Source organism: Brucella sp. IR068, from assembly GCF_049065885.1.
Lineage (GTDB): Bacteria > Pseudomonadota > Alphaproteobacteria > Rhizobiales > Rhizobiaceae > Brucella > Brucella intermedia.
Map to the genome: position 1 here is coordinate 1 of NZ_JBAKHE010000005.1, position 23,357 is coordinate 23,357.

A 23,357-nucleotide genomic window follows, 5' to 3' on the forward strand; every position below is an offset into this window, starting at 1 on the left:
ATGAAGGCGTTCTTCCAGCGCCTCAAGCAAAAGGGAAAGCCGAGCAAAGTCGCACTCGTCGCCGTCATGCGAAAAATGATCATTATCCTCAACGCGAGAATCCGGGACGCAAACGCAACGGTGCTTGACACCTAACACCGTTGCTTTTTGTTTGGCGCGGCCATTCCTGCACCCGTGCATGGCAGACAAGACTCCATGTAGGATGACGAATGCGATATTGTGTGCTAAGAGCGCGCGCAACAAGGGTCGAAAAGCCAGGTGCCGGACCCTATTTATCCATGATTTCGGGCCAGATTGTCTGGCGAAGCTTATCGGCGCGCTTCCGGCGGTCGTCTCCAACAGTTGAAAACAGATGTCCATTTCGTTCGACCTTACCATTGATGATACGCGCGACCAGCTTGCCCGCCATGCGCGCGCCAGCCTCGAGGCAAAGCCGTCGCTTATCGGCATGTCACGCGAGGAAATGGCGCAAGCGCTGATCAAGGTTGGCGTGCCGGAACGCCAGACGAAAATGCGTATCAGCCAGCTGTGGCACTGGCTCTATGTGCGCGGCGTTTCCGACTTCGCCGACATGCGCAATATATCCAAGGATTTGCGTGCCCTTCTGGCGCAGCATTTCACCATTGCGCGGCCCGAAGTGGTCGAGGAACAGATTTCGCAGGACGGCACCCGCAAGTGGCTGTTTCGCTTTCCGCCACGCGGTGCTGGCCGCCCCGTCGAAATCGAAAGCGTCTATATCCCTGAGGAAGGCCGCGGCACGCTGTGCATTTCCAGCCAGGTCGGCTGCACGCTCACCTGCTCGTTCTGCCATACCGGCACGCAGAAGCTGGTGCGCAACCTCACCTCGGAAGAAATTCTGGCGCAGCTTTTGACCGCCCGCGACCGGCTTGGCGATTTTCCGGACAAGGATACGCCGGACGGCGCAATGGTGCCTGCCGAAGGGCGCAAGATCACCAATATCGTGATGATGGGCATGGGCGAGCCGCTCTATAATTTCGAGGAAGTGAAGAAGGCCCTGCTGATCGCCTCCGATGGCGACGGCCTGTCCCTTTCCAAGCGCCGCATCACGCTTTCGACCTCCGGCGTCGTGCCGGAAATCTATCGCACCGGCGACGAGATCGGCGTCATGCTCGCCATTTCGCTGCACGCCGTGCGCGACGAATTGCGCGACATTCTGGTGCCGATCAACAAGAAGTATCCGCTGGAACAGCTCATCAAGGCCTGCCGCGAATATCCGGGCCTGTCCAATGCCAAGCGCATCACCTTCGAATATGTGATGCTCAAGGACATCAATGACAGCCTTGAGGACGCCAAACTTCTGGTAAAGCTGTTGCAGGGCATTCCGGCCAAGATCAACCTGATCCCGTTCAACCCCTGGCCCGGCACGAATTACCAGTGCTCGGAATGGGAGCAGATCGAGAAATTTGCCGATTATGTGAATGCGGCTGGCTACGCATCGCCGATCCGCACGCCGCGCGGCCGCGACATCCTCGCCGCCTGCGGCCAGCTCAAGTCGGAATCCGAGCGCATGCGCAAGAGCGAGCGCCTTGCGCTCGAAGCCATGATGATCGCCGGGCATGGTGAATAACAGTCCAATGGGGGAGCGCGCTTGAACGATACTCTGGACTATATCATGCGCTTCGTCGTCGTCGTGTTCGGCTATTGCTGCGCTGTGCTGGCGGCAGGCTGGTTTCTGGCCGCCATCCTGTTCCGTACCCTCGGCATCGATTCCTTCATGAACGATTTCGTCATGATGGCGAGCGATACGGATGCCGGTTCGTTCTTCGCGGCCACCAGCTTCTGGAGCGCCGTGTTCGTCAGCGGTTTCGCGCTTGCGGTACTGGCCGGCGGGTTCAGCTTCGTGCCCGCCCTCATCCTGATCATCCTGGCGGAAGCGCGCGGTTACAAATCGTCGCTGTTCTACTGCGTTGCGGGCGCACTGATCGGGCTTGCGGCAGCTAGCGCATCGCTTCCGTTCAGCGATAACCGGAGCGTACAGGAAAGCTCGCTCTGGATTGCCGCAATAGCAGGCGCCGGCGTCGTCGGCAGCTTCGTCTACTGGCTGCTCGCAGGCCGCAATGCCGGACGGCTTCTATCCCGCCCGGCAGAATAAAATCCATCTTTTTCGCATTATCCTGCGCAAAACCGCTTCGCACTTTTGCTGGAAATGCTCTATTTCGCCTGTGCGGTGATGATCTTCAGCGCGAAGGCCGAGAATACGCCTGCAAACATCCAATCCACGATGCGCGTCACGGTCGGGTTCTTTTTCAGGAGCCCGGCGAAACGGTCCGCCGCCACCACCATCGGAATGGTGAAGGGCAGCGCCATCGGAATGAACGACAGGCCGAGGAAGAACAATTTGCCCATGGCATGCGGGTCATGGGCCGAGACGAACTGCGGCAGGAAGGTCATGTTGAACAGGATGATCTTCGGATTGAGCAGGTTGATGCCGAGCCCGGTCAGCCAGTTCTGGAACAGCGTATGCTTCTTGCCACCATTCTTTTCCGGCGAGAAGGCCGATCCCTTGCGGATCGCCTGCACGGCCAGAAAGACCAGATAGCCCGCGCCTACGATTTTCAGCGCCGTGAAGGCAGCCGGAGAAGCGATGATCAGCGCCGAAAGGCCGAGCGCCACCATGGTGGTGTGAATGACGATGCCGGTGCTGGCGCCAGCCATGCAGGCAAAGCCTGCCGCCTTGCCTTCGGAAAGGGCGCGCCCCACGAACAGCGTCATGTCGGGGCCGGGCGTGATGGAAAGGATCGCGGTTGCTATCGCGAACTGGACAAAGATCGTCCATTCGGGGATGAAGGTCAGGTTCGTCAGAAAAGACATCGAAATGTGCTCCAAGAGATGGCGCACGCTAGAATAATTTCCCGGCAAAGGGAACAGTGGAATGGAGACCGGAATGCTGCTGATCGTGGGGACCGTCCGCCTGCCACCGGAAAACCTCGAGCGGGCGCGCGAAGCCATGCGGGCCATGATCTCGGCCAGCCGCGCGGAGGATGGCTGCGTGGACTATGGCTATGCCGAGGACGTGCTGGAGCCCGGCCTGATCCACGTCAAGGAATTCTGGCGCGACCGCGCCTCGCTCGACCGGCATTTCGCCTCCCCCCATATCGCCGCGTGGCGCGCGACATGGCCCGAACTTGGCATCGGCGACCGCAATCTCGTCATTTATGAAGTTGGCGAACCAAAGATCACGTAATACGCATGAGTTTTCGCGATAAGTCGCAGTTCGTCGGCTTGCACGCGGCTTGGCAACTGATAAAAGACTTGCGGATATATCTGTTGGAGTTCCGCTCCAACCGCCACCGCATCAGACGGAAGTGAATTATGAGCAAGTGGAAAGACGTTAAGAAAGTCGTTCTCGCCTATTCGGGCGGCCTCGACACCTCGATCATCCTGAAGTGGCTTCAGACGGAACTGGGCGCGGAAGTCGTGACCTTTACCGCCGATCTCGGCCAGGGCGAAGAACTTGAACCGGCCCGCAAGAAGGCGGAAATGCTGGGCATCAAGGAAATCTTCATCGAGGACGTGCGCGAAGAATTCGTGCGCGATTTCGTCTTCCCGATGTTCCGCGCCAATGCCGTCTATGAAGGCGTCTACCTGCTCGGCACCTCGATTGCCCGCCCGCTGATCTCCAAGCACCTGATCGACATCGCCAGGAAGACCGGCGCCGACGCCATCGCGCATGGCGCGACCGGCAAGGGCAACGACCAGGTTCGTTTCGAGCTGTCCGCTTACGCGCTGAACCCGGACATCAAGATCATCGCCCCCTGGCGCGACTGGTCGTTCAAGAGCCGCACCCATCTGCTGGAATTCGCCGAACAGCACCAGATCCCCGTCGCCAAGGACAAGAAGGGCGAAGCGCCGTTCTCCGTCGACGCCAACCTGCTGCACTCCTCGTCCGAGGGCAAGGTTCTGGAAGATCCGGCTGTCGAGGCTCCCGAATATGTGCATATGCGCACCATTTCGCCGGAAACCGCGCCCGACAAGGCAACGATCATCAAGATTGGCTTTGAAAAGGGCGACGCCGTTTCGATCAATGGCGAGCGCCTGTCGCCTGCGACACTGCTTGCCAAGCTCAACGACTATGGCCGCGACAACGGCATCGGCCGTCTCGACCTCGTGGAAAACCGCTTCGTCGGCATGAAGTCGCGCGGCGTCTACGAAACGCCGGGTGGCACGATCCTGCTTGCCGCACACCGCGCCATCGAATCGATCACGCTCGACCGTGGTGCGGCGCACCTGAAAGACGAGCTGATGCCGCGCTATGCGGAACTCATCTATTACGGCTTCTGGTTCTCGCCGGAACGCGAAATGCTGCAGGCGGCAATCGATCACAGCCAGCGCCATGTCGAAGGCGAAGTCACGCTCAAGCTCTACAAGGGCAATGTGATGGTGATCGGCCGTGAATCGGAAAAGTCGCTCTATTCCGACAAGCTCGTCACCTTCGAAGACGATCAGGGTGCTTACGACCAGAAGGACGCCGCAGGCTTCATCAAGCTCAATGCGCTGCGTCTGCGCACGCTCGCCGCGCGTGATCGCAAATAAGCATATCCAACCCGGACAAAAGCCCGCCCTCCCGGCGGGCTTTTTTTTAGAGCGGTTCCTGCTCTGACAGAATCGCCGGAACCGCTCTAACTATTTGTTTTATCGCATTATCCAACGCAAAAGTGTGAAACGGTTTTGCTGGAAATGCTCTCGAGCAGGACGTGAATCTTGTCTGTCTATCTGGCCCTGCCTGCCTGCATTCTGCTTGGCATTTATCTGCTGGTACGCTGCATTTCCATTCTATGGAAAATCATTGCGCCCGAGGTCCGCCACCAGTTTGCGGGCAACGCCCGGCCACACGTCTTTCATTTGCCAAACGCCGGGCGATACGCGATCAGCATCGTGTTTCCGCCGTTTACCATTTTCCCCGGCACGGCCTATTTCTCAACGCAGTTTGCCATCAAGGCGCGCGCGACCGGCGCGCCGATTGCCTATCATTCCACAAGCCGCTTCCTGTTGAGCGTCCGGCGGACGGATATGCGCGGCAATGCTTCCCATGTTTTGGGATATTTCGACTGCATGACAGCCGGGGATTACGAAATCACCTGCCTGACCCCTGAAAAGATCAGGGCGAATTTCCGGCTGGAAATCACGCCCCATGTTTCGGTCCTGAAACTCGCGCCCGTCATCGCGGGGACCATTCTTGCCGCTGGAATGAGCGTGGGCGGGACGATTGTCTTTCTGCTCTGGATGACCGGCAAAATTTGATAATGTCAGGCTGCGTTCTTGATTGCCGCCAGCATCTTTTCCTCACCGGGACGCAAGGTCAGCACCCGCACGCCATTGGCCGTGACGGCGACCGTATGCTCGAACTGCGCTGACAGTTTTCCGTCACGCGTGACTACCGTCCAGCCGTCCTTTTCCTGCTTCACCTTGGCCGTACCCTGATTGAGCATCGGCTCGATGGTGAACACCATGCCTTCGCGCAGGCGAACCCCGGTGCCGGGCTTGCCGAAATGCAGGACCTGCGGTTCTTCGTGCATTTCGCGACCGATGCCATGGCCGCAATATTCCCGCACGATGCTGTAATCATGCCGCTTGGCGTGGCGTTCGATGGCATGGCCGATATCGCCGAGCGTCGCGCCGGGGCGCACGGCGGCAATTCCCTTCCACAGCGCCTCATAGGTCACGCGGACCAGCCGTGAGGCAAAGGGCGCAACTTCTCCGACCATGTAGGTCTTGCTGGAATCGGCGATATAGCCGTCCTTTTCCAGCGTGATGTCGAAGTTGATGATCTCGCCGTTTTGAATGATCTCGTCATTCGACGGCATGCCATGGCAGACGACCTCGTTCTTCGAGCTGTTCAGCACATAAGGATAGTCATATTGCCCCTTACTGGCAGGCCGCGCCTGCAATTCGCGGGTGATGTAGTCCTCGACCAGATCGTTGACCTGCATCGTGGTCATGCCCGCCAGCGGGGTGCGGTCGAGAAGGGCAAAAACTGAGGCGAGCAGCGCGCCGGATGCCGCCATCTTTTCCACTTCGGCCGGCGTCTTGGTCATGACGGCTGCACTGCCAGAACCGACAAAACCGGCAGCTCGACCTGCGCTGCGCGCAACTGCATCTGCACGATCTCGTTGAACGACAGGTCGGGATGGGCCTGCGCCAGCATGCCGATCTTCATCCAGTATTCAGCCTGCGCATTGATCGAACGGCACATGACGTCGCTCGCCTTGCGCAGTTCTTCATGCAGCTCGTCACCGATCTTTACGATACCCATAACAGTGTCCGAAATAAGAGTTTGATATACGAACCATATATAAACCGTATATGCGCATCGATCAAGCTTTCTACTCTTCCTCCTCAGCCAATCAAATCATTTGCATTTAATACGGCACTTTACTATAAGGCACCGTATGGAAATTATCGAGCAAAAACATCGTGCCCTTCTGGGCGAAATGGAACGCCGGCACAGCCCGTCCACCGACGCGCTGAAAGCCTGTTTTGAAGTCTTGTCGCTTGCTGCGGCCATTGACCGGGATTGCGCCAGCCGGCTGGCGCCGCACAAGCTTTCGGAGGGCAAGTTCGTCCTGCTGTTTCTGCTGCACGATGCGCCCGAGGGCCTCTCGCCGCACGCGCTTTCGGAACGCGCAGGCGTCACGCGCGCCACCATCACCGGCCTGCTGGACGGGCTGGAGCGTGATGGTTTCCTCAAGCGCCACGCGGATAGCGCGGACCGCCGCAAGCTGACTGTCCGGCTGACATCCGAAGGCTCGCTGCTGGCGCAACAGCTTTTCGAACAACATACCGCATGGATTGCAAGCCTGATGAGCGATCTCTCGTCAGGCGAACAGCAGCTTCTCAGCACCTTGCTGCGCCGCATCTGGAGCCGCACCGACGCCGGTCGCTCCTTCAAGATCAATGAAACCCTAAGGGATATGACATGACCTATTACCTCGCCGAGCTTTATTCCCCAAAATCGAGCTGGCACGCACTCGATGCTGAAGGCCGGCAGGCCTTCTTCGAGAAAGTCGGCGCGGGCATAGGCGGACTTGCGGCGCTCGGTATCGAGGCTTTGGCGTTGGGGCCTGTCGACGCGACAAAGCCTTTTGCGCCCGGTCAGAATTTCTTCGCTATCTGGCGTTTCCCGGACGAAGCAGCCCTCGACATGCTGATTGCCGGAATCACCGCCACCGGCTGGCATGATTATTTCGACACGATCAATGCGGCTGGCGCTGGCACCGACCTTCCCGGCCATCTGGCGCAACTGGCAGGCGTGCCTTTCCGGGAAGCCGCCTGATACTACAGGTGCATTCTTCGTGATGCCGGGCTGAAACAGCGCTTTGTCTGCGTTCCGGTGCCTACCTTCAAATACGCTCCGCTCCGGTACTCGAAAATCACTCTTTCGCCACGGCCCGACGAATTTGCAACTGTGGCGCCAAGCTGATCGCCCATGCCGATAAATGCTTCCCTCTGAGAGCGACCTTTATGCGTCCAAATGGACGCAGGGCGCTCCAGGGAAGGATTTTTCTTATCCACACATGCTCCTGGCTGATCCCGCCGACTGATTCCGCCGACGGATCCCGCTTGACTCTTGCCTCGCTCGATTCAATACTAGAACAAATAGAGAACAATTTGACAGGAATCGAACGTGAGCGGCATCGACATCGCGGCGTTGCGGCGCATGGTTACGGCCATTGCAGGCAATGATCCGCAAGGCAGTTTTGCCAGCAGGACAGGAAGCGAGGACAGGTGCGGTTTTGCGCGCGCCCGCAGTTTCACGCTTGGCCTTGCCGGGGCAGATGCCGCCTTTCCGCATGGTCTGGCGGGCGATGCGCTGCACGAGGTCTTTGCCGAAAATCCGGGCGCGCATATGGCGGCGACCGGCTTTGCGCTCGCCTTTGCCGCCCGCGCGGCAGAGCACTCCACACAATATCGGCGCCCCATCATCTGGATCGAGGAGGAAAAGGCTGCAAGCGAATATGGCGGGCTTTATCCGCCGGGGCTCCATGCCTTCGGCATCGATCCGTCGCGGCTTCTGATCGTGCGCTGCCCCACGGCGCAGGATGTGCTGAAAGCGGCAAACGATGCGCTGGAAGCGGGCAGCGGCGGCAAGGCCTCGCATCTTGTTTCCGGCGTCGTCGCCTCGGTGACAGGCCAGCCGAAATGTCTCGACCTCACCGCCTCGCGCCGCCTGCTTCTTGCAACAGAAACCGCTCAGCTGCCCGTCATCCTGCTCAGGAGCCACCGGACGGCGGTGCAAAGCGCTGCCGTCAGCCGCTGGCGGGTGGCGCCCGCGCCATCGCGTTCAAGCGGAGCGAGTGCGCCGGGAAAGCCCGCCTTTTCCGCCGTGCTGGAGCGCAACCGCCACGGCACATGCGGACAATGGATCATGGAATGGAACAATGAAACCCTTGAATTTGGTGCACGAGAACGGGACGGCAGAACGCTTGTTTCTCGCCCTGTGGTTTCCGTTTCTGCCGACCGACCGGCTTCGCCGCGCCGTTCCGCATGACGGCAGGGAGCGCCCGCCCCTGGTGGTGACCGAGCGCACGGCCAATGCGCTGCGCCTGACGGCGGTGGATGCGGCGGCGGCAAGGCTCGGTCTTTTCCCCGGCATGGCGCTGACGGATGCCCGCGCCCGCGTGGAAAGGCTGGAAGTGGCGGCCGCAGCACCAGAACAGGATGCGGCATTGCTCAAGCGCCTTGCCCATTGGTGCGAGCGCTACACGCCGCTCGTCGCCTATGATGAGCCGCATGGGCTGATGCTCGACATAACCGGCTGCGCGCATCTGTTCGGCGGGCTCGCCGCCATGCGCGCCGACGCCATCGGCCGCATCGAACGCGCCGGGCTGAAGGTGCAGGCAGCGATTGCCGACAACAGTTTTGCCGCACGCCTTCTGGCACGGGGAACGAAGGGCGGCGTCTTCAGCAAGGCGGAGGCCGACCGGCAGCTTCCCCGCCTGCCGCTTTCCGCGCTTGAACTGACGCAAGCCGCCGAAACCGGACTCAAGCGCGCCGGGCTGAAACGCATCGGCGATGTGATGGGGCTTCCGCGCGCCGCGCTCACCGCCCGCTTCGGCACTGATCTTGCGACTCGGCTCGATCGGCTGGCGCGGCGCGAGCGCGCGCCGATTTCCCCCTTGCGCATCCTGCCGCTCCGCACCGCCGAACGCCGCCTGTCGGAACCCGTCACGGGGATGGAGCTGGTCGAACACATTTTGCAGGAACTGGCGCAGGCGCTTTTTGCGCAGCTTGAACCGGAGGGCAAGGGCGCGTTGTTGATCGAGGCCTCCTTCTTCCGTGTCGATGGCGACGTGCGCCATATCCATATCGAAACCGGCCAGCCCTTGCGCGACGACAGGGTTTTCCTGCGCCTTGCGCGTGAAAGGCTCAACGCCTTGACCTCTCCCCTCGACGCCGGTTTCGGCTTCGACATGATCCGGCTGGCGGCGTTGCGCTGCGCACCCGTCGCCCAGCGCCAGACGGGGCTCGACCAGCATGAGGAGGATGAAGCGGGTTTCAGCCAGCTTGTCGACCGGCTTTCGGCGCGGCTTGGACAGGACCGCGTTCTCGTCTCCTTTTCGCGCAACACCCATATTCCCGAACGCGCCTTCGGCCTGCGCCCTGCCCTCCATACGGACGGCAAGGGCGAAGCCGGTCATGAAAGCGTTCCGATGCTTCCCTCAGGGCTTCCCCCGGCGCTTCCCCCAATGCTTCCCGGCGATCCGCCCGCGCGCCCCATAAAACTGTTTCGCCCGCCGCAATTGATCGAAAGCGTGGCGGAAGTGCCTGACAGTCCGCCTTCCTTCTTCCTGTGGCGGCGGGTGCGCCATCAGGTGCGCCTTGCCGAAGGGCCGGAACGGATCGAGCCGGAATGGTGGCGTGCAATCGGCCAGGACGTGCCGGAACTGCGCGATTATTACCGGGTGGAGGACGAAAACGGCCAGCGTTTCTGGATTTTTCGCGAGGGGCTTTATGACGGCCTCAATCATCCGCGCTGGTTTCTGCATGGGTTGTTTGCGTGATGGCACAGTTTTTTGAAATGGCTGCTGCCAGCAATTTTTCCTTCCTTTGCGGCGCCTCGCATCCGCAGGAACTGGTTTTGCAGGCCCATGCGCTTGGCCTGTCCGGCATAGGCATTGCCGACCGCAACACGCTGGCCGGTGTGGTGCGCGCCCATGCGGCATGGAAGGAATTTCGCGACAAGAGCGATTTCCGGCTGTTCATCGGCTGCCGCCTGTCCTTCACCGACGGAACGCCGGACATGGTCGTCTATCCGCGTGATCGCGCCGCCTATGGGCAATTGTGCCGCCTGCTGACCGAAGGCAAGACCCGCGCCGCCACCAAGGGCGAATGCCATCTCGAATGGAGCGACCTTCTGTTTCGCGCCCGGCAATTCCAGATCGCGGTCTTTCCTCCCGAGGACGACAGGCCGGACTTTGCCGACCGCCTGACGGAGATTGCGCAAGCTGCCCCTGGCTCCGTCTGGCTGGCGCTCACCATGCCGCATCAGGGACAGGACGGACGCCGCGCAGAACGCAGCGCCCGTTTTGCAGCCGAGGCCAATGTGCCGCTGCTCGCTACCAATGACGTGCTTTATCATCACCCAGACCGCCGCCCGCTTCAGGACGTGCTGACGGCAACCCGCCACCACACGACCGTTTTCGATGCTGGGCGGCTTCTCGAAAAGAATGCCGAACGTCACCTGAAACCGCCAGAGGAAATGCTGCGGCTGTTCCGCGATTACACTGAAGCGGTCGCAGCGACCGCCGATTTCGTCGCGCCCATCACCTTCCAGCTGGATGAGCTGAAATATGCCTATCCCGATGAACCCATTCCGCCCGGCAAGACAGCACGGCAGCATCTCTATGACCTCACCTGGGAAGGTGCTGCCCGTCATTACGGCGCGGACACGATCCCGCCAAAGGTGCAGAGCCTCATCAACAAGGAACTGGCACTGATCGCCCAACTTGAATACGAGCCCTATTTTCTCACCGTCTATGACATTGTGAACTATGCCCGCCGGGAAAAAATTCTGTGTCAGGGGCGCGGTTCGGCGGCCAATTCCGTCGTCTGCTTCTGCCTTGGCATTACCGGCGTGAACCCGACGGAAGTGGACCTCCTGTTCGAGCGCTTCATTTCCGCCGAGCGCCAGGAACCGCCGGATATCGACGTCGATTTCGAGCATGATCGGCGCGAAGAGGTGATGCAATATGTCTATAAGCGCTATTCCAGAGACCGCGCAGCCATTGTCGCAACCGTCATCAGCTATCGGTCCCGCAGCGCGATCCGCGATGTCGGCAAGGCGCTGGGCCTGACCGAAGACGTGACGGCGGCGCTTGCCAATACGGTCTGGGGCATATCCGGCGGCGGCATCGACAAGCAGCATATCAGGCAGGCGGGTCTCGACCCCGACAATCCGATTATCCGGCGTGCGGTGGAACTGGCCATCACGCTGATCGGCTTTCCGCGCCACCTGTCGCAGCATGTCGGCGGTTTCGTGCTCACCCGCGACCGTCTGGACGAGACCGTGCCCATCGGCCCGGCAGCAATGGACAAGCGCTCCTTCATAGAATGGGACAAGGACGATATCGATGAGGTGGGGCTGATGAAGGTGGATGTGCTGTCGCTCGGCATGCTCACCTGCATCCGCAAGGCTTTCGACCTCATTCACCAGCACAAGCCGCAGCTTTATGGCGGCGAAAAGCTGACGCTGGCCAATCTGCCGCGCGAAGACAAGCGCGTCTACGACATGCTGTGCACGGGCGATTCGCTCGGCGTGTTTCAGGTGGAAAGCCGCGCCCAGATGAACATGCTGCCACGCCTGAAACCGCGTGAGTTCTACGATCTCGTCATCGAGGTCGCCATCGTGCGCCCCGGCCCCATTCAGGGCGACATGGTGCATCCTTACCTGCGCCGGCGAAACAAAGAGGAACCCTCCACCTTGCCATCGCCCGCGCCGGAGCACGGCCCGCCGGACGAGTTGCGGCAGATTCTCGGCAAGACCAAAGGCGTCCCGCTTTTTCAGGAACAGGCGATGCGCATTGCCATGGAGGCCGCAAAATTCACCCCCGATGAGGCCAACCAGCTGCGCCGCGCCATGGCCACCTTCCGCAAGATGGGCACCATCCACACGATGGAGCAAAAGATGATCGAAGGCATGGTCAGGCGCGGCTACGACCGGACCTTTGCCGAAAACTGCTTCAACCAGATCAAGGGCTTCGGCGAATATGGCTTTCCTGAAAGCCATGCGGCGAGCTTTGCGCATCTGGTCTATATTTCCGCATGGCTCAAATGCCACCATCCGGAAGTGTTCGCCGCCGCTCTTCTCAATTCCCAGCCCATGGGTTTTTACGCGCCCGCCCAGATCGTGCGCGATGCCCGCGAGCATGGCGTGACGGTGCTGCCCGTCGACGTGAATTTCAGCCAATGGGATAATATTCTGGAGGAAACGCCCGATATTCGCCTGGCGCTGCGGCTCGGCTTCCGCCAGATCGACGGTTTTTCCAAACGTGACACCGAACTCCTGATTGCCGACCGGCAGGAGCCCTACCGTACCATCGAGGACATGCACCGGCGGCTGCGGCTCGACCGGCGCGCCTTCACGCTTCTGGCCGATGCCGACGCCTTCGGCTCGCTCGATATCGACCGCCGCGCCGCATTGTGGGCCGTGCGCCGCCTGCCCAATGACGAAACGCTGCCGCTGTTCCGTGCCGCCGCGACCAGCGAACTGGCGGAGGAACCGCGCACAAAACTTCCCGAAATGGCGGCATCCGAGCATGTGATTGCCGATTACGAGACGACGCGGCTTTCGCTGAAAGGGCATCCGCTGCAATATCTGCGCGAGGGGCTTGCGGCGGAAGGCGTTTCCACCTGCCGCGCCGTGCAGGAAGGCGCCGACGGACGCCGCATGAAAGTGGCGGGCGTCGTCACCGTGCGCCAGCGCCCCGGCAGCGCCAAGGGCGTGGTGTTCCTCACCATCGAGGATGAAACCGGCATCGCCAATATCGTCGTCTGGCCGAAGATCATGAAGGCGTTTCGCCGCGAAGTGATGGGGGCGCGGCTGATCCATATCGAAGGCCGCATCCAGCGCAGCCCCGAAGGGGTGGTGCATCTGGTGGCGGCGAAATTGCAGGACCGTTCGGCAGCGCTGATCGAGATGAGCGGACGCGAAGCGCAGCGTCTCGTCGCCCCATCCCAGATGGCGCATCATCCGCGAAATGTAAAAATCATGCCGAACTCACGCGACTTTCATTGAGCAATCACGCGCTCGAAGCCCGTTGGCCATTTTGGCTATGACGCGACGAAAATGGTGCAATTCGAGAACCGGAGCGGAGTGTACTTTAGGGTACATGAGCACCGGAAGCGCAGAGGTGTGCCGTTTGCAGGCCGTCAGAGCCGAAATAGACCGGGCTTCAGTTCCATGTACCGACAACGAACACCGCACAATAATGCAGCGCCGCGCCCACCACGACAAAGCCGTGCCAGATGGCATTCTGAAACCGCAGCCGCTCCCAGACATGGAAGATCACGCCCAGCGAATAGACCATGCCACCGGCTGCGATCAGCCAGAAGACCGCTGGCGGCAGCGACTGCACCATGGTGTCATAGACCATGACGCCGCTCCAGCCGAGCGCCAGATAAAGCAGGATCGACAGCCGGTCGAAACGTCCCGGCATGAACAGTTTCAGCGTGATGCCGACCGAAGCCACGCTCCAGACGAAAAGCAGCAGCGGCAGCGCACGGTCGCCCATATGCATGGCAAAGGGCGTGTAGGTTCCGGCAATCAGCAGATAGATCGCCGAATGGTCGAAACGGCGCAGGAGCCACTTGGTCGGGGAGACCGGCCAGATATTGTAGACAGCCGAAATTCCGAGCGCCGCCAGAAGGCTCAGCAGGTAGACGCCCGACGAGATCGAGGTCACTGCCGGCATATTCGGCAGGAAATGGACCAGCATGGCAACCGCGCCGACAAGCGCCAGCCCCACACCCAGAACATGGATGACGCCGTCGGCCCACAATTCGGCCCGGTCATATTTCCACTTGATGGGGTGCGGCAATCTCACATTCATGCGGTCTTCCTGTCGTCGGTTCCAGAGCGCATCCCGAAAGTGTGGAACGGTTTTCGGAAAAGATGCGGTTAAAACATGGAGATAGAGCGCCGGTCCGATCAGATCAGATCGAAATGCGCTCTCAACAGGAAACTGCCATTAGATTGCAGCGTCAAGATGACAGTTCGTTATTGAGCCGCCGGTGTGTAGGAAGCCTGGATGGGAGCCACGCCCGGAAGCGGTGCGGCGGCACCTTCCGGCAATGATGCGGGCTGGATGGAAGCCGCTGCCTCACGGGTCGGGCCGCTGCGCTTCCAGCTGCCGTCAAGGCCCGTTTCCTGCAACAGCCCCTTGCGCTTGGCATCGTAATAATAGCCGCGCGCATAATAGCGGACCGCCTGGCTTTCGTCGCCGCCCGCCACCTTGTAGGCGCCGGACAGATAGCGGACCGCATATTTCAGATTGGTTTCCGCATCGAGCAGGCCCTTGGCCGCGCCCGTATATCCCATGCCGCGCGCGGTCGGATGGCTGATCTGCATCAGGCCCCAATAGGGTCCGTTGCGCGCACCCGGATTGAACCGGCTTTCACGATGCACGACCCGGCGCACAAGGCGTTCCGGTACGTCATAGGCGACGGAATATTTGGTGATGAGCGTGTCCAGATCCTTGGGCGCGCTGTCCGGCGTCTCGAAAGCCATGTTGGCGGCAACGGATGCCGGGGAAGCGGCGGCCTGCGCACCGGCATAGGCCATCATCGGTTCGGACTGGCCGCGAATGCCGGGAATGGGAACGACGGCGGGCAGGACCGGATCGGAAGGATCGGTCACCGCCGCGACGGTCTGCGTTCCAGCGGCAGCAGCGCCCGCATCGGCTGTCGCCGTGCCTGCGGCATCTGCCGTGGCACCGGCGGCGCTTCCTGCGGCGGCAACGGTCGTGCCGGATGTATCGGTCTGCGTGATCAGCGCGGTTTTCACCGGCTTGCCGCCATCGGTGGTGTTGCAGGCGCTGAGCGCCACGGCGCAACCCAGAAGCAGAATGCCCTTGCGGACCATATCAGCGGAAGAAGAAGAAAGCTGGAGACGCATGACCGGACCCGTTCTCAGGAATCGAAATCTTGTTCGATGCGTTTTTCAAGCTCGACCAGATCGGCCGGCAGAGGCAAGCCGCTTGCGCGCAGCGCATTGAGCTTCTCGCGAACCGTTTCGCGGATTTCATGAGCGTCTTGCGGCTGATTCACCATTTGCTCGAAAAGCAGCGCAATTTCCGCCTTGATGTCCTCGAATGCCATCCAGATCCTCTTGGCTTTGCGGGCATCGCGGGACACCCGTTTCAGTCAATATTCTTTCGGTCGATGACAGTCGTGTACCATGCAAAAGGCGGCAAACGGAAGCGCTAAACGTCCGGGCGCGGCCAAAATGAATATTTCAAATGGTAACAAAAATATTAACGCGCTCACGCGAGGCGGTGCAGCACCATATCTACCGCATTGAAATTAAACGCAAAAATAGCAAGATCATCGAAGTCCAGACCGCCATGGGGATCGAACAGATAAATGCTCGTCCAGACGAGCGCGATCACGAGCAGAATTGCCAGAATTGTCAGAATCAAAAGGCGTCGCCCGAGCGCGGCCTTGCGGCCCGCTCCTTCCGGCGGCTGTTTGGCCATAGTCACTTGCTGCCTTGTTCAATCGTCATTGGTCGCGTTCAGTTCCTCCGGCGGGGTGCCGTGTTCGGGCTCCGCCGACAGATAGCCCTCGCGCACCAGCCATTTGCGCAGGATAAGCGTCATCGCCTCGGTCTGGTTGAGACCGGGATGCCTTTCGGCGATGAAGCGCTCCAGAGCGTCGTGCACGTCATCGGGAAGATAGGTGCTCATTCATGCTCCTCCGCATATTTTCACACTACGGTTACGGACAGTTCCCCCACACCATCCACCTTGCCTTCCAGACGGTCGCCGCGCTTGACCGGGCCCACGCCCGCAGGCGTACCGGTAAAGATAAGATCGCCGGGGCGCAGCTCAAAGAGCGACGACAGGTAGGAAATGGTCTCCGCCACCTTCCAGATCATCTGGTTGAGGTCGCCCGACTGGCGCGTCTCGCCATTGATGGAAAGCGAAATCGCCGCCTTTTCCGGGTGGCCGATTTCCGACACCGGCACGAGGGCCGAACAGGGCGCGGAGTGCTCGAAAGCCTTCGCCACTTCCCACGGGCGGCCCGCCTTCTTGGCCACGGCCTGCAGGTCGCGGCGCGTCATGTCGATGCCGACGGCATAGCCATAAACATGGTCCAGCGCCTTTTCGACGGAAATGTCGGTGCCGCCGGTCTTCAGCGCCACCACGAGTTCGATCTCGTGATGCACGTCCTCGGTCTTCGGCGGATAAGGGAAGTCGTCGCCCCCGATCACCAGGCTGTCCGGGTTCTTCTGGAAGAAGAACGGCGGGTTGCGGGTCGGATCGCCGCCCATTTCGATGGCGTGATCGGCATAGTTCTGGCCGACGCAATAGATGCGATGCACGGGAAAGAGCGCGTCCGTTCCCTTCACCGGCAGAAACGGCTGCGGGGGCGGCGCAAAAACATATGTCGTCATGGGGAACTATTCCGGTCGGAAACTGATGAAGCGATTTCTGCCATCATGCAGACGCAAGCGCGTCGCCGCAACCCTTGAAAGACGCAATTCCCTGTTATCGCCCGTCCGAGACCACGACAAAATCCGCCTTGCGCGATTGCGCGACCACGAGTTCGGCATTGGGAATATCGTTGGAAAGGGCGCGGTTCCGGGCGGTTTCGGCATCGAAGCCGAAGCCGAGCCAGCGATCGGTCAGGCGGCGCTCCAGTTCGTCGAAAGGCACGTCCAGATAGACCGTCAGATCGAAGAAGGGAGCAAGCTGCGCCCATGGCTGCTGATCGAGCAGCAGGTAATTGCCTTCCACCAGAAGCACGCGATGCTCCGGCCCGACCACGGATGCGGCGGCGCGGGAAAGCTCCAGCGAGCGGTCGAAGACCGGGATGAAGACTTCGCCGTCCGCCTGTTTCAGCCGTTGCAGCAGCACCGCAAACCCGGCGCAGTCGAAGGTTGGCGGCGAACCCTTGCGGCTCAACAATCCGCGCCTGTCGAGAATGGCATCATCGAGGTGAAATCCGTCCATGGGCACAACGATGGACGGCGCTTCGCCGCCCTTGTTGATGGCATGGAGCAGATAATCGGACATGGTGGATTTTCCGGCTCCCGGCGGGCCTGCAACGGCCACGATCAGGCGTCCGTCAGTTTCCGCCAGCCGCGCAAGAATTTCCGAAGGCAGGGCTTCGCGCTCGATAGGCGTCATGTCCGGTTTCCGTGATTCGTCCTGCCAGCATATCAGAAGCTCAAGCAGCTTCCTTCGGCCTCATCGCGCCGGTCATCAGCGCCACCGCATCCGACATGGAATATTCCTTGGGGTCGATGACCGTCAGGCGGCGTCCCAGCCGGTGAATGTGGATGCGGTCGGCGACCTCGAACACATGCGGCATGTTGTGCGAGATGAGCACGATGGGCATGCCGCGCCGCTTCACGTCCTGAATGAGTTCCAGCACGCGGCGCGATTCCTTGACGCCGAGCGCCGCAGTCGGCTCGTCCATGATGACCACCTTGGAACCGAAGGCGGCGGCACGCGCCACCGCAACGCCCTGGCGCTGGCCGCCCGAAAGGGTTTCCACCGCCTGGCCGATGTTCTGGATGGTCATCAGGCCCAGTTCGGAGAGTTTTTCGCGGGCGATCTTTTCCATCGCCCCGCGATCCAGCATGCGGAACAGCGAGCCGAGCGGCCCCTTGCGGCGGATTTCGCGGCCGAGAAACAGGTTGTCGGCGATGGAAAGCGCGGGCGACAAGGCAAGGTTCTGATAGACTGTCTCGATGCCTGCCTGCCGTGCTTCCATCGGCGAATGAAAGCTGACCGGCTTGCCGTCGAGCAGGATTTCGCCCTCGTCCGGCTTGATCGCGCCGGACAGCGCTTTGATGAGCGAGGACTTGCCCGCGCCATTATCGCCAATGACCGCGAGGATTTCGCCGGGATAGAGGTCGAAATCGGCATGGTCGAGCGCCGTGACGCGACCATAGCGCTTGACCAGCCCCCGGGCGGAAAGAACAGGCGTGGTGTTCGTTTTCATGCGGCAGCCTTTCTGATCCACTGGTCGATGGCGACGGCGGCAATGATGAGAACGCCGATCAGGAGATAGGTCCATTGCGGATCGGTGCCCCACAGGCGCAGGCCCAGCGAGAACACGCCGACGATCAGCGCGCCGAACATGGTGCCGAGGATGGAGCCGCGCCCGCCGAAGAGCGATATGCCGCCGATCACCACGGCGGTGATGGATTCGATATTGGCGAACTGGCCCGCTGTGGGTGAAACGGAGCCGAGACGGCCGATCATCGCCCAGCCTGCCAGCGCGCAGATGATACCCGCCAGCACATAGACCGACATGAGGATAGGCTTGACCGAGACGCCGGAAAGCTGCGCCGCCTCGGGGTCGTCGCCGATGGCATAGACGTGCCGTCCCCAGGCGGTGTGGTTCAGCACATACCAGAGCAGCAGCACCAGAAGCACCATGGCGATGACGCCATAGGTGAAGACCGCGCCGCCGATGCGCACGCTCTCGCCGAAGAATTGCAGGATCGGCGCTTCCGCCGTGATTTCCTGCGCGCGGATGGTCTCGTTAGCGGAATAAAGGAAGTTGGTGGCGAGGATCACCTGCCACATGCCGAGCGTCACGATGAAGGGCGGCAGGCGCACATAGGCGACCAGAAAGCCGTTGATGAAGCCGCAGAGCGCGCCCGTGGCAAAGCCGCAGAGAACAGCAAGCTCGGCGGGCAGACCGTAGCGGAAGGTGAACTGGCCCATCACCACCGAGGACAGCACCATGATGGCGCCGACCGAAAGGTCGATACCAGCGGTGAGGATCACCAGCGTCTGCGCCGCCGCGACAATGCCGGTGATGGCGACCTGCTGCAGGATGAGCGTCAGCGAGAAGGCGGAGAAGAACTTGCCGCCCAGCGTGACGCCGAAGATCAGCAGCGACAGGACGAGTACGATCAGCGGCACGGCAGCGGGATTGTGATGCAGGAAACTCCGCATCCGATAAAGCAGCGACCGGTCGCCCGCATCGAAGGAGGCGACTTCGGCCGCGCTCTGCGAAAGCGTCTTTTCATAGTCCTGCATGGACGGTTTTTGTGCAGCGGAAGCCGCCTGTGGCTCACTCATCTCTGTCTCCTGCCTTCACCCTGGCCCGGCAGACCTTCCGATCCGCCGAACCAGAACCCAAAGAGCCTGTCAGCCCCAGCACTTGCCGAGCGCGGTCTTGGTATCGATCGACGGAACGCCGTCGACCGGCTTGTCGGTGACGAGCGACACGCCCGTATCGACAAAATCCTTGCCTTCGGTCGGCTTCGGCTTTTCGCCCGTATCGGCAAACTTCTTGATCGCTTCGATGCCGAGCGCCGCCATCTGCAGCGGATATTGCTGCGAGGTCGCGCCGATCACGCCAGCCTCGACATTCTTCACACCGGGGCAGCCGCCATCGATGGAGACGATCAGCACGTCCTTTTCGCGCCCGACGGCCTTCAGCGCCTCATAGGCACCGGCGGCGGCAGGTTCGTTGATGGTGTGGACGACATTGATGTTCGGGTCCTTCTGGAGAAGGTTCTCCATCGCGCGGCGTCCGCCTTCCTCGTTGCCGTCGGTCAGGTCGCGACCGGCAATGCGCGGATCGTCCTCGTCGCCGAGCTTGGTCTTGTCCTTCGGATCGATGCCGAAACCGGTGGCAAAGCCCTGATCGCGCAGCACGTCGACGCTCGGCTGCGATGCGGTGAGGTTGAGGAAGGCCACATGCGCGTCCTTGGCCTTGTCGCCAAGCGTCGCCGCCGCCCATTTGCCGACCAGCTCACCGGCGAGGAAGTTGTCGGTGGCGAAGGTTGCATCCGCCGCGTCGGCGGGCTCAAGCGGCGTATCGAGCGCGATGATGAGCATGCCCGCCTCGCGCGCCTTCTGCAGCGACGGCACGATGCCCTTGGTGTCGGAAGCGGTGATCAGAATGCCCTTGGCGCCATCGGCGATGCAGGTTTCGATGGCCGCGACCTGGCTTTCGGAATCGCCGTCGATCTTGCCCGCATAGGTCTTGAGATTGACGCCAAGCTCCTTGGCCTTGGCGACCGCGCCTTCCTTCATCTTGACGAAGAACGGGTTGGTGTCGGTCTTGGTGATGAGGCACGCGCCGGCATCGGCGGCGTTGGCCGAACTCAATGGAATGGCGGCAGCGCCAAGCGCGAAGGCAGCAAAGGCTGCCGACAGAACTGTCTTCTTCATGGACTCCTCCCAGATTGAAGCCGGTTCCTCTTCCCGGCACCGGAGAAGCAAAACACGGCTTTAAAACAGAGTCAATTAATAAATCCACTTGATTTATTAATGTGCTGTGTCACTCTGATTGACGGAGGAGAAAGCGCGAAACGAGCGGGCGACAGGCTGTCAGCTTCATCCGCGCCTATCTTAAGCGATTGTTTTATTTGATGTCCCGCACGTCAGGGGTTTTTCTCCTTCGATGTTTGGTTTAGGAATTCCCGCACGCCATGGCCGCATTCCGATTGCATCCCATGGGCCGGAATCTGGGAGAGGCTATGGTCAGGCATAAAGTTGAACGCGAGCCGGACAGCGGATCAGCCGAAAGCGTTCCCGCAACGCCTTCCGGCATAATTTCGCGAACGCTTTCAGGAACTCCGGGTCCCGCCATGCAGCAATTCGCCGGGCCCGGCGCGAACGTCAATCGCGGTTCAAACCAGATCGGCGTGCGCGCCTATAATGAGCGGCTGGTTCTGGCGCTGGTGCGCAGGCACGGCGCGCTTGCCCGCGCCGACATTGCCCGCCTGACCGGGCTTTCGGCGCAGACGGTTTCCGTCATCATCCGCGCGCTGGAAAAGGACGGCCTCATCACGCAGGGCGAACGGGTGCGCGGCCGTGTCGGCCAGCCTTCCATGCCGATGCGCCTTGCCGCCGACGGGGTTTTCTCCTTCGGCCTCAAGATCGGGCGGCGCAGCGCGGAAATCATCCTGATGGATTTTCTGGGCGCGATTCGCGAGCGGCGGCACATCACCTATCGCTGGCCGGTGCCGGACGAAATCCGCAGCTTCACCATCGACAGCGTCAACGCCTTCACAGCCGCGCTCGAACCGGCCAGGCGCGACCGCATCGCCGGGCTTGGCATTGCCCTGCCCTTTGAACTCTGGAACTGGGTCGAGGAAGTGGGTGCGCCAGCCGAAGATCTTGATGCATGGCTTGGCGCCGATCTGGTCAGCGATTTCGCCCATGCTTTCTCGTTTCCAGTCTTCATCCAGAATGACGGAACGGCGGCCTGCGGCGCGGAACTGACTTTTGGCCGCGGACCAGAATTCACCGATTTCGTCTATTTCTTCATCGGGTCGTTCATCGGCGGCGGCGTGGTGCTGAACAACACGCTCTATCCCGGGCGCACCGGCAATGCGGGCGCGCTCGGCTCCATGCCGATGCGCATGCGCGGCACGTGGGAACGCGGCGAGACCTTGCAGCTTATCGACACGGCCTCGCTGTTCGTCCTCGAACGCATGTTGCAGGAGCGGCACCTGCCCTCCGACGATCTGTGGCTTTCGCCGGAAAACTGGCGCAATTTCGGTACGCCGCTCGACGAATGGGTGGCGCTTGCCGCACGCGGGCTGGCGCATGCGGCAGTGGCCGCCGCCTCCGTCATCGACTTTCCCGCCGCCGTCATCGATGGCTGGCTGCCGGGCAATGTGCGCCACCGCATCGTGGAAGCGACCCGCATCGAGCTTTCATGCCTCGATTTGCAGGGCCTGCGGGCGCCGGAGATCATCGAGGGCAAGGTTGGCGTCCATGCCAAGGCGATGGGCGCGGCAAGCCTGCCGCTTTCCAACCGCTACCTGTTCGACCAGAGCGTGCTGTTCAAGGATGCAAGCTAGCTCCCTTGATCGCCTTGTCGATATCCTTCTTTGGACCATAAAGCGCAAGGCCGACCAGATCGGGGGCATCGGCATTTTCGGCCTTGAACACAGCACGGTTGGCGACGTCGTGCCCGGTCTCGAACATGGCGCGCACATAGGGCGCACGGACGAGATCGCGCTGGATCGATTGCTGCCATGCCCGTTGCAGCACGTCCGGCGTTGCCGAGAAGATCAGCATCGGCTGGCCGAGCAGAGGCGTATGCCTGCGGCCTGCCGCATCCTCATAAGGGTCGCCCATTGCCTGCGGAACCGCGCCGGATATGCCGGTCGCGATGAAGGCGGTTACGTTCAACTTCTGCCAGACGGGCAGATCGTGCAGGACAAGAATGGCTACTTTGGTTTCAAAAATCATCGGGTCTTCCTCTGTTCGAGGAAAGAACTAGCCCTTTGCGGCTGCAATTTCTGGAACGTTTGTGCGCCCCCGGCGATAGGCGGCAGGCGTCATGCCATAGGCGCGACGGAACCATCGCCCCATATGGCTCTGGTCGGCAAAGCCGCTGAGTGCTGCGGCCTCCGCCGGCGGCACTTTTTCACGCAGCAGGCGGCGGGCTTCGGCAAGGCGCAACTGCACCAGACAGGCATGCGGCGAGGTACCGTAGGCGCGCCGGAACCCGCGTGAAAGCTGGAAACGGTCGGCGGCTCCCACCGCTTCCGCCAGTTCATCAAGGCCGAATTCCTCATCAAAGCGCGCGCGCAGATAATCCATCGTGCGGGCTGCGACCGGATGCGGAGCCGCCGCTTTTTCAGCCGCGTCGTGGCCCATATGCTGGGAAAGATGCCGGAAAAGATGGTTCGTCACCCGGTCGCGGCAATCCTCGATCATCAGGCGCGGCGCTTCCAGAAAGATTGCCTCGCAGGCGCGGGCGACCGCATGGAAGAGTTCCTTGTCATCGGCCAGCGTCTGGCGAAAGCCGATATGCGCATCATTGCCGCCCATGGCATCGCGGATCAGCGCCTGCGGCATATAGAGCATATTATAGGCAAAGCCGTCCGCCGCCACCGCCTGCCCGTCGTGGCGTTCGCCCGGCTCGATGAGAATCACCCGCCCCGGCGTGCTTTGCCGCCGCCTGCCCCGGCAGAAAAAATCCTGAACGCCCGCATGTGTCACCCCGACAAGCCATTCGTCGTGAAAATGCATGTCATAGGCGTGGCTGTGAAAGCGCGCCGCCACGGCTTCGAGGCCGGTGGCATCGTCGCGTTTCAGGCGCATCTGATCGCGCGGGCCAGCGATGGGGCGAGCATTGTCCGTCATGACGGAATTTGTAGCATGGCCAGCGACAAACACACGCTTTGT

The 23,357-nt window shown here is 61.2% G+C and carries 26 protein-coding genes and 1 pseudogene; 12 read left to right on the plus strand and 15 right to left on the minus strand.

Annotated elements, in window-relative coordinates:
• The 3 genes and pseudogenes from ACOWVS_RS09710 to ACOWVS_RS09720 form a co-directional block, all read left to right on the plus strand.
• A pseudogene (locus ACOWVS_RS09710) lies at window positions 1-135 on the plus strand (IS110 family transposase); the annotation flags it as partial.
• A gap of 217 nt (window positions 136-352) precedes the next feature.
• Complete coding sequence (rlmN, locus tag ACOWVS_RS09715; protein ID WP_021587727.1) at window positions 353-1,588, plus strand: 23S rRNA (adenine(2503)-C(2))-methyltransferase RlmN; 1,236 nt, start codon at window positions 353-355, stop codon at window positions 1,586-1,588.
• 21 nt (window positions 1,589-1,609) lie between these two features.
• Complete coding sequence (locus tag ACOWVS_RS09720) at window positions 1,610-2,113, plus strand: hypothetical protein (RefSeq protein WP_021587726.1); 504 nt, start codon at window positions 1,610-1,612, stop codon at window positions 2,111-2,113.
• A 59-nt stretch (window positions 2,114-2,172) separates the two neighbouring features.
• On the opposite strand, the gene ACOWVS_RS09725 is transcribed toward ACOWVS_RS09720, so the two are convergent.
• A complete protein-coding gene (locus tag ACOWVS_RS09725; RefSeq protein ID WP_006472946.1) occupies window positions 2,173-2,832 on the minus strand; it encodes a LysE family translocator in 660 nt (219 codons plus the stop codon).
• Window positions 2,833-2,905: 73 nt separating this feature from the next.
• On the opposite strand from ACOWVS_RS09725, the gene ACOWVS_RS09730 reads away from it, so the two are divergent.
• The 3 genes from ACOWVS_RS09730 (at window position 2,906) to ACOWVS_RS09740 (ending at window position 5,262) form a co-directional block, all read left to right on the plus strand.
• Window positions 2,906-3,205 carry a putative quinol monooxygenase gene (locus ACOWVS_RS09730; RefSeq protein ID WP_031347184.1) on the plus strand — a complete coding sequence of 100 codons (300 nt, stop codon included), beginning with the start codon at window positions 2,906-2,908 and terminating at the stop codon, window positions 3,203-3,205.
• A gap of 128 nt (window positions 3,206-3,333) precedes the next feature.
• Window positions 3,334-4,554 carry an argininosuccinate synthase gene (locus ACOWVS_RS09735; RefSeq protein ID WP_006465803.1) on the plus strand — a complete coding sequence of 407 codons (1,221 nt, stop codon included), beginning with the start codon at window positions 3,334-3,336 and terminating at the stop codon, window positions 4,552-4,554.
• A gap of 168 nt (window positions 4,555-4,722) precedes the next feature.
• Window positions 4,723-5,262 carry a hypothetical protein gene (locus ACOWVS_RS09740; RefSeq protein WP_021587724.1) on the plus strand — a complete coding sequence of 180 codons (540 nt, stop codon included), beginning with the start codon at window positions 4,723-4,725 and terminating at the stop codon, window positions 5,260-5,262.
• 5 nt (window positions 5,263-5,267) lie between these two features.
• On the opposite strand, the gene map is transcribed toward ACOWVS_RS09740, so the two are convergent.
• Complete coding sequence (map, locus tag ACOWVS_RS09745) at window positions 5,268-6,056, minus strand: type I methionyl aminopeptidase (protein WP_021587723.1); 789 nt, start codon at window positions 6,054-6,056, stop codon at window positions 5,268-5,270.
• A complete protein-coding gene (locus ACOWVS_RS09750; RefSeq protein ID WP_021587722.1) occupies window positions 6,053-6,274 on the minus strand; it encodes a ParD-like family protein in 222 nt (73 codons plus the stop codon). Before ACOWVS_RS09750 ends, map begins: the two co-directional genes overlap by 4 nt.
• 136 nt (window positions 6,275-6,410) lie before the next feature.
• Here ACOWVS_RS09750 and ACOWVS_RS09755 point away from each other — a divergent pair, with 136 nt between their 5' ends.
• The 5 genes from ACOWVS_RS09755 to ACOWVS_RS09775 all read left to right on the plus strand — a co-directional run bounded on the left by ACOWVS_RS09755 (window position 6,411) and on the right by ACOWVS_RS09775 (window position 13,255).
• A complete protein-coding gene (locus ACOWVS_RS09755) occupies window positions 6,411-6,941 on the plus strand; it encodes a MarR family winged helix-turn-helix transcriptional regulator (RefSeq protein WP_021587721.1) in 531 nt (176 codons plus the stop codon).
• Window positions 6,938-7,294, plus strand: coding sequence for a DUF6616 family protein (locus ACOWVS_RS09760; RefSeq protein ID WP_021587720.1), 357 nt, complete (start codon window positions 6,938-6,940; stop codon window positions 7,292-7,294). Before ACOWVS_RS09755 ends, ACOWVS_RS09760 begins: the two co-directional genes overlap by 4 nt.
• A 351-nt stretch (window positions 7,295-7,645) precedes the next feature.
• Window positions 7,646-8,509 carry an ImuA family protein gene (locus ACOWVS_RS09765; RefSeq protein ID WP_021587719.1) on the plus strand — a complete coding sequence of 288 codons (864 nt, stop codon included), beginning with the start codon at window positions 7,646-7,648 and terminating at the stop codon, window positions 8,507-8,509.
• Entirely contained in the window at window positions 8,445-10,022 is a 1,578-nt protein-coding gene (locus ACOWVS_RS09770; RefSeq protein WP_021587718.1) for a Y-family DNA polymerase, read from the plus strand. Before ACOWVS_RS09765 ends, ACOWVS_RS09770 begins: the two co-directional genes overlap by 65 nt.
• Window positions 10,022-13,255 carry an error-prone DNA polymerase gene (locus tag ACOWVS_RS09775; protein ID WP_021587717.1) on the plus strand — a complete coding sequence of 1,078 codons (3,234 nt, stop codon included), beginning with the start codon at window positions 10,022-10,024 and terminating at the stop codon, window positions 13,253-13,255. The genes ACOWVS_RS09770 and ACOWVS_RS09775 overlap by 1 nt, the downstream gene beginning before the upstream one ends.
• 157 nt (window positions 13,256-13,412) lie before the next feature.
• Here ACOWVS_RS09775 and trhA read toward each other — a convergent pair whose 3' ends face one another.
• From trhA to ACOWVS_RS09825, 10 genes are all read right to left on the minus strand, one after another.
• Window positions 13,413-14,069, minus strand: coding sequence for a PAQR family membrane homeostasis protein TrhA (gene trhA / locus ACOWVS_RS09780; RefSeq protein WP_021587716.1), 657 nt, complete (start codon window positions 14,067-14,069; stop codon window positions 13,413-13,415).
• Window positions 14,070-14,236: 167 nt separating this feature from the next.
• Window positions 14,237-15,133, minus strand: coding sequence for a lytic transglycosylase domain-containing protein (locus ACOWVS_RS09785; protein ID WP_021587715.1), 897 nt, complete (start codon window positions 15,131-15,133; stop codon window positions 14,237-14,239).
• A gap of 14 nt (window positions 15,134-15,147) precedes the next feature.
• Window positions 15,148-15,336, minus strand: a complete 189-nt coding sequence (locus ACOWVS_RS09790; RefSeq protein WP_006472952.1) for a hypothetical protein — start codon at window positions 15,334-15,336, stop codon at window positions 15,148-15,150.
• Window positions 15,337-15,500: 164 nt separating this feature from the next.
• On the minus strand, window positions 15,501-15,713 hold the full coding sequence (locus ACOWVS_RS09795) for a hypothetical protein (protein WP_006472953.1): 213 nt from the start codon (window positions 15,711-15,713) through the stop codon (window positions 15,501-15,503).
• Window positions 15,714-15,731: 18 nt separating this feature from the next.
• Entirely contained in the window at window positions 15,732-15,923 is a 192-nt protein-coding gene (locus ACOWVS_RS09800) for a hypothetical protein (protein ID WP_006465790.1), read from the minus strand.
• 20 nt (window positions 15,924-15,943) lie between these two features.
• Window positions 15,944-16,633 carry a fumarylacetoacetate hydrolase family protein gene (locus tag ACOWVS_RS09805; protein ID WP_021587714.1) on the minus strand — a complete coding sequence of 230 codons (690 nt, stop codon included), beginning with the start codon at window positions 16,631-16,633 and terminating at the stop codon, window positions 15,944-15,946.
• Between the two features lie 94 nt (window positions 16,634-16,727).
• Window positions 16,728-17,369: a nucleoside/nucleotide kinase family protein gene (locus tag ACOWVS_RS09810; protein ID WP_021587713.1), complete on the minus strand. Its 642-nt coding sequence runs from the start codon at window positions 17,367-17,369 to the stop codon at window positions 16,728-16,730.
• Window positions 17,370-17,409: 40 nt separating this feature from the next.
• Window positions 17,410-18,189: an ATP-binding cassette domain-containing protein gene (locus ACOWVS_RS09815; protein WP_021587712.1), complete on the minus strand. Its 780-nt coding sequence runs from the start codon at window positions 18,187-18,189 to the stop codon at window positions 17,410-17,412.
• On the minus strand, window positions 18,186-19,280 hold the full coding sequence (locus tag ACOWVS_RS09820) for an ABC transporter permease (protein ID WP_021587711.1): 1,095 nt from the start codon (window positions 19,278-19,280) through the stop codon (window positions 18,186-18,188). Before ACOWVS_RS09820 ends, ACOWVS_RS09815 begins: the two co-directional genes overlap by 4 nt.
• Window positions 19,281-19,349: 69 nt before the next feature.
• Complete coding sequence (locus ACOWVS_RS09825; protein WP_021587710.1) at window positions 19,350-20,381, minus strand: sugar ABC transporter substrate-binding protein; 1,032 nt, start codon at window positions 20,379-20,381, stop codon at window positions 19,350-19,352.
• A gap of 308 nt (window positions 20,382-20,689) precedes the next feature.
• On the opposite strand from ACOWVS_RS09825, the gene ACOWVS_RS09830 reads away from it, so the two are divergent.
• On the plus strand, window positions 20,690-22,021 hold the full coding sequence (locus tag ACOWVS_RS09830; RefSeq protein ID WP_021587709.1) for an ROK family transcriptional regulator: 1,332 nt from the start codon (window positions 20,690-20,692) through the stop codon (window positions 22,019-22,021).
• On the opposite strand, the gene ACOWVS_RS09835 is transcribed toward ACOWVS_RS09830, so the two are convergent.
• Both ACOWVS_RS09835 and ACOWVS_RS09840 read right to left on the minus strand, forming a co-directional pair.
• Entirely contained in the window at window positions 22,005-22,415 is a 411-nt protein-coding gene (locus ACOWVS_RS09835) for a DUF2000 domain-containing protein (protein ID WP_021587708.1), read from the minus strand. The genes ACOWVS_RS09830 and ACOWVS_RS09835 overlap by 17 nt on opposite strands.
• A gap of 27 nt (window positions 22,416-22,442) precedes the next feature.
• Entirely contained in the window at window positions 22,443-23,315 is an 873-nt protein-coding gene (locus ACOWVS_RS09840) for an AraC family transcriptional regulator (RefSeq protein ID WP_031347177.1), read from the minus strand.
• Between the last annotated feature and the right edge of the window lie 42 nt (window positions 23,316-23,357).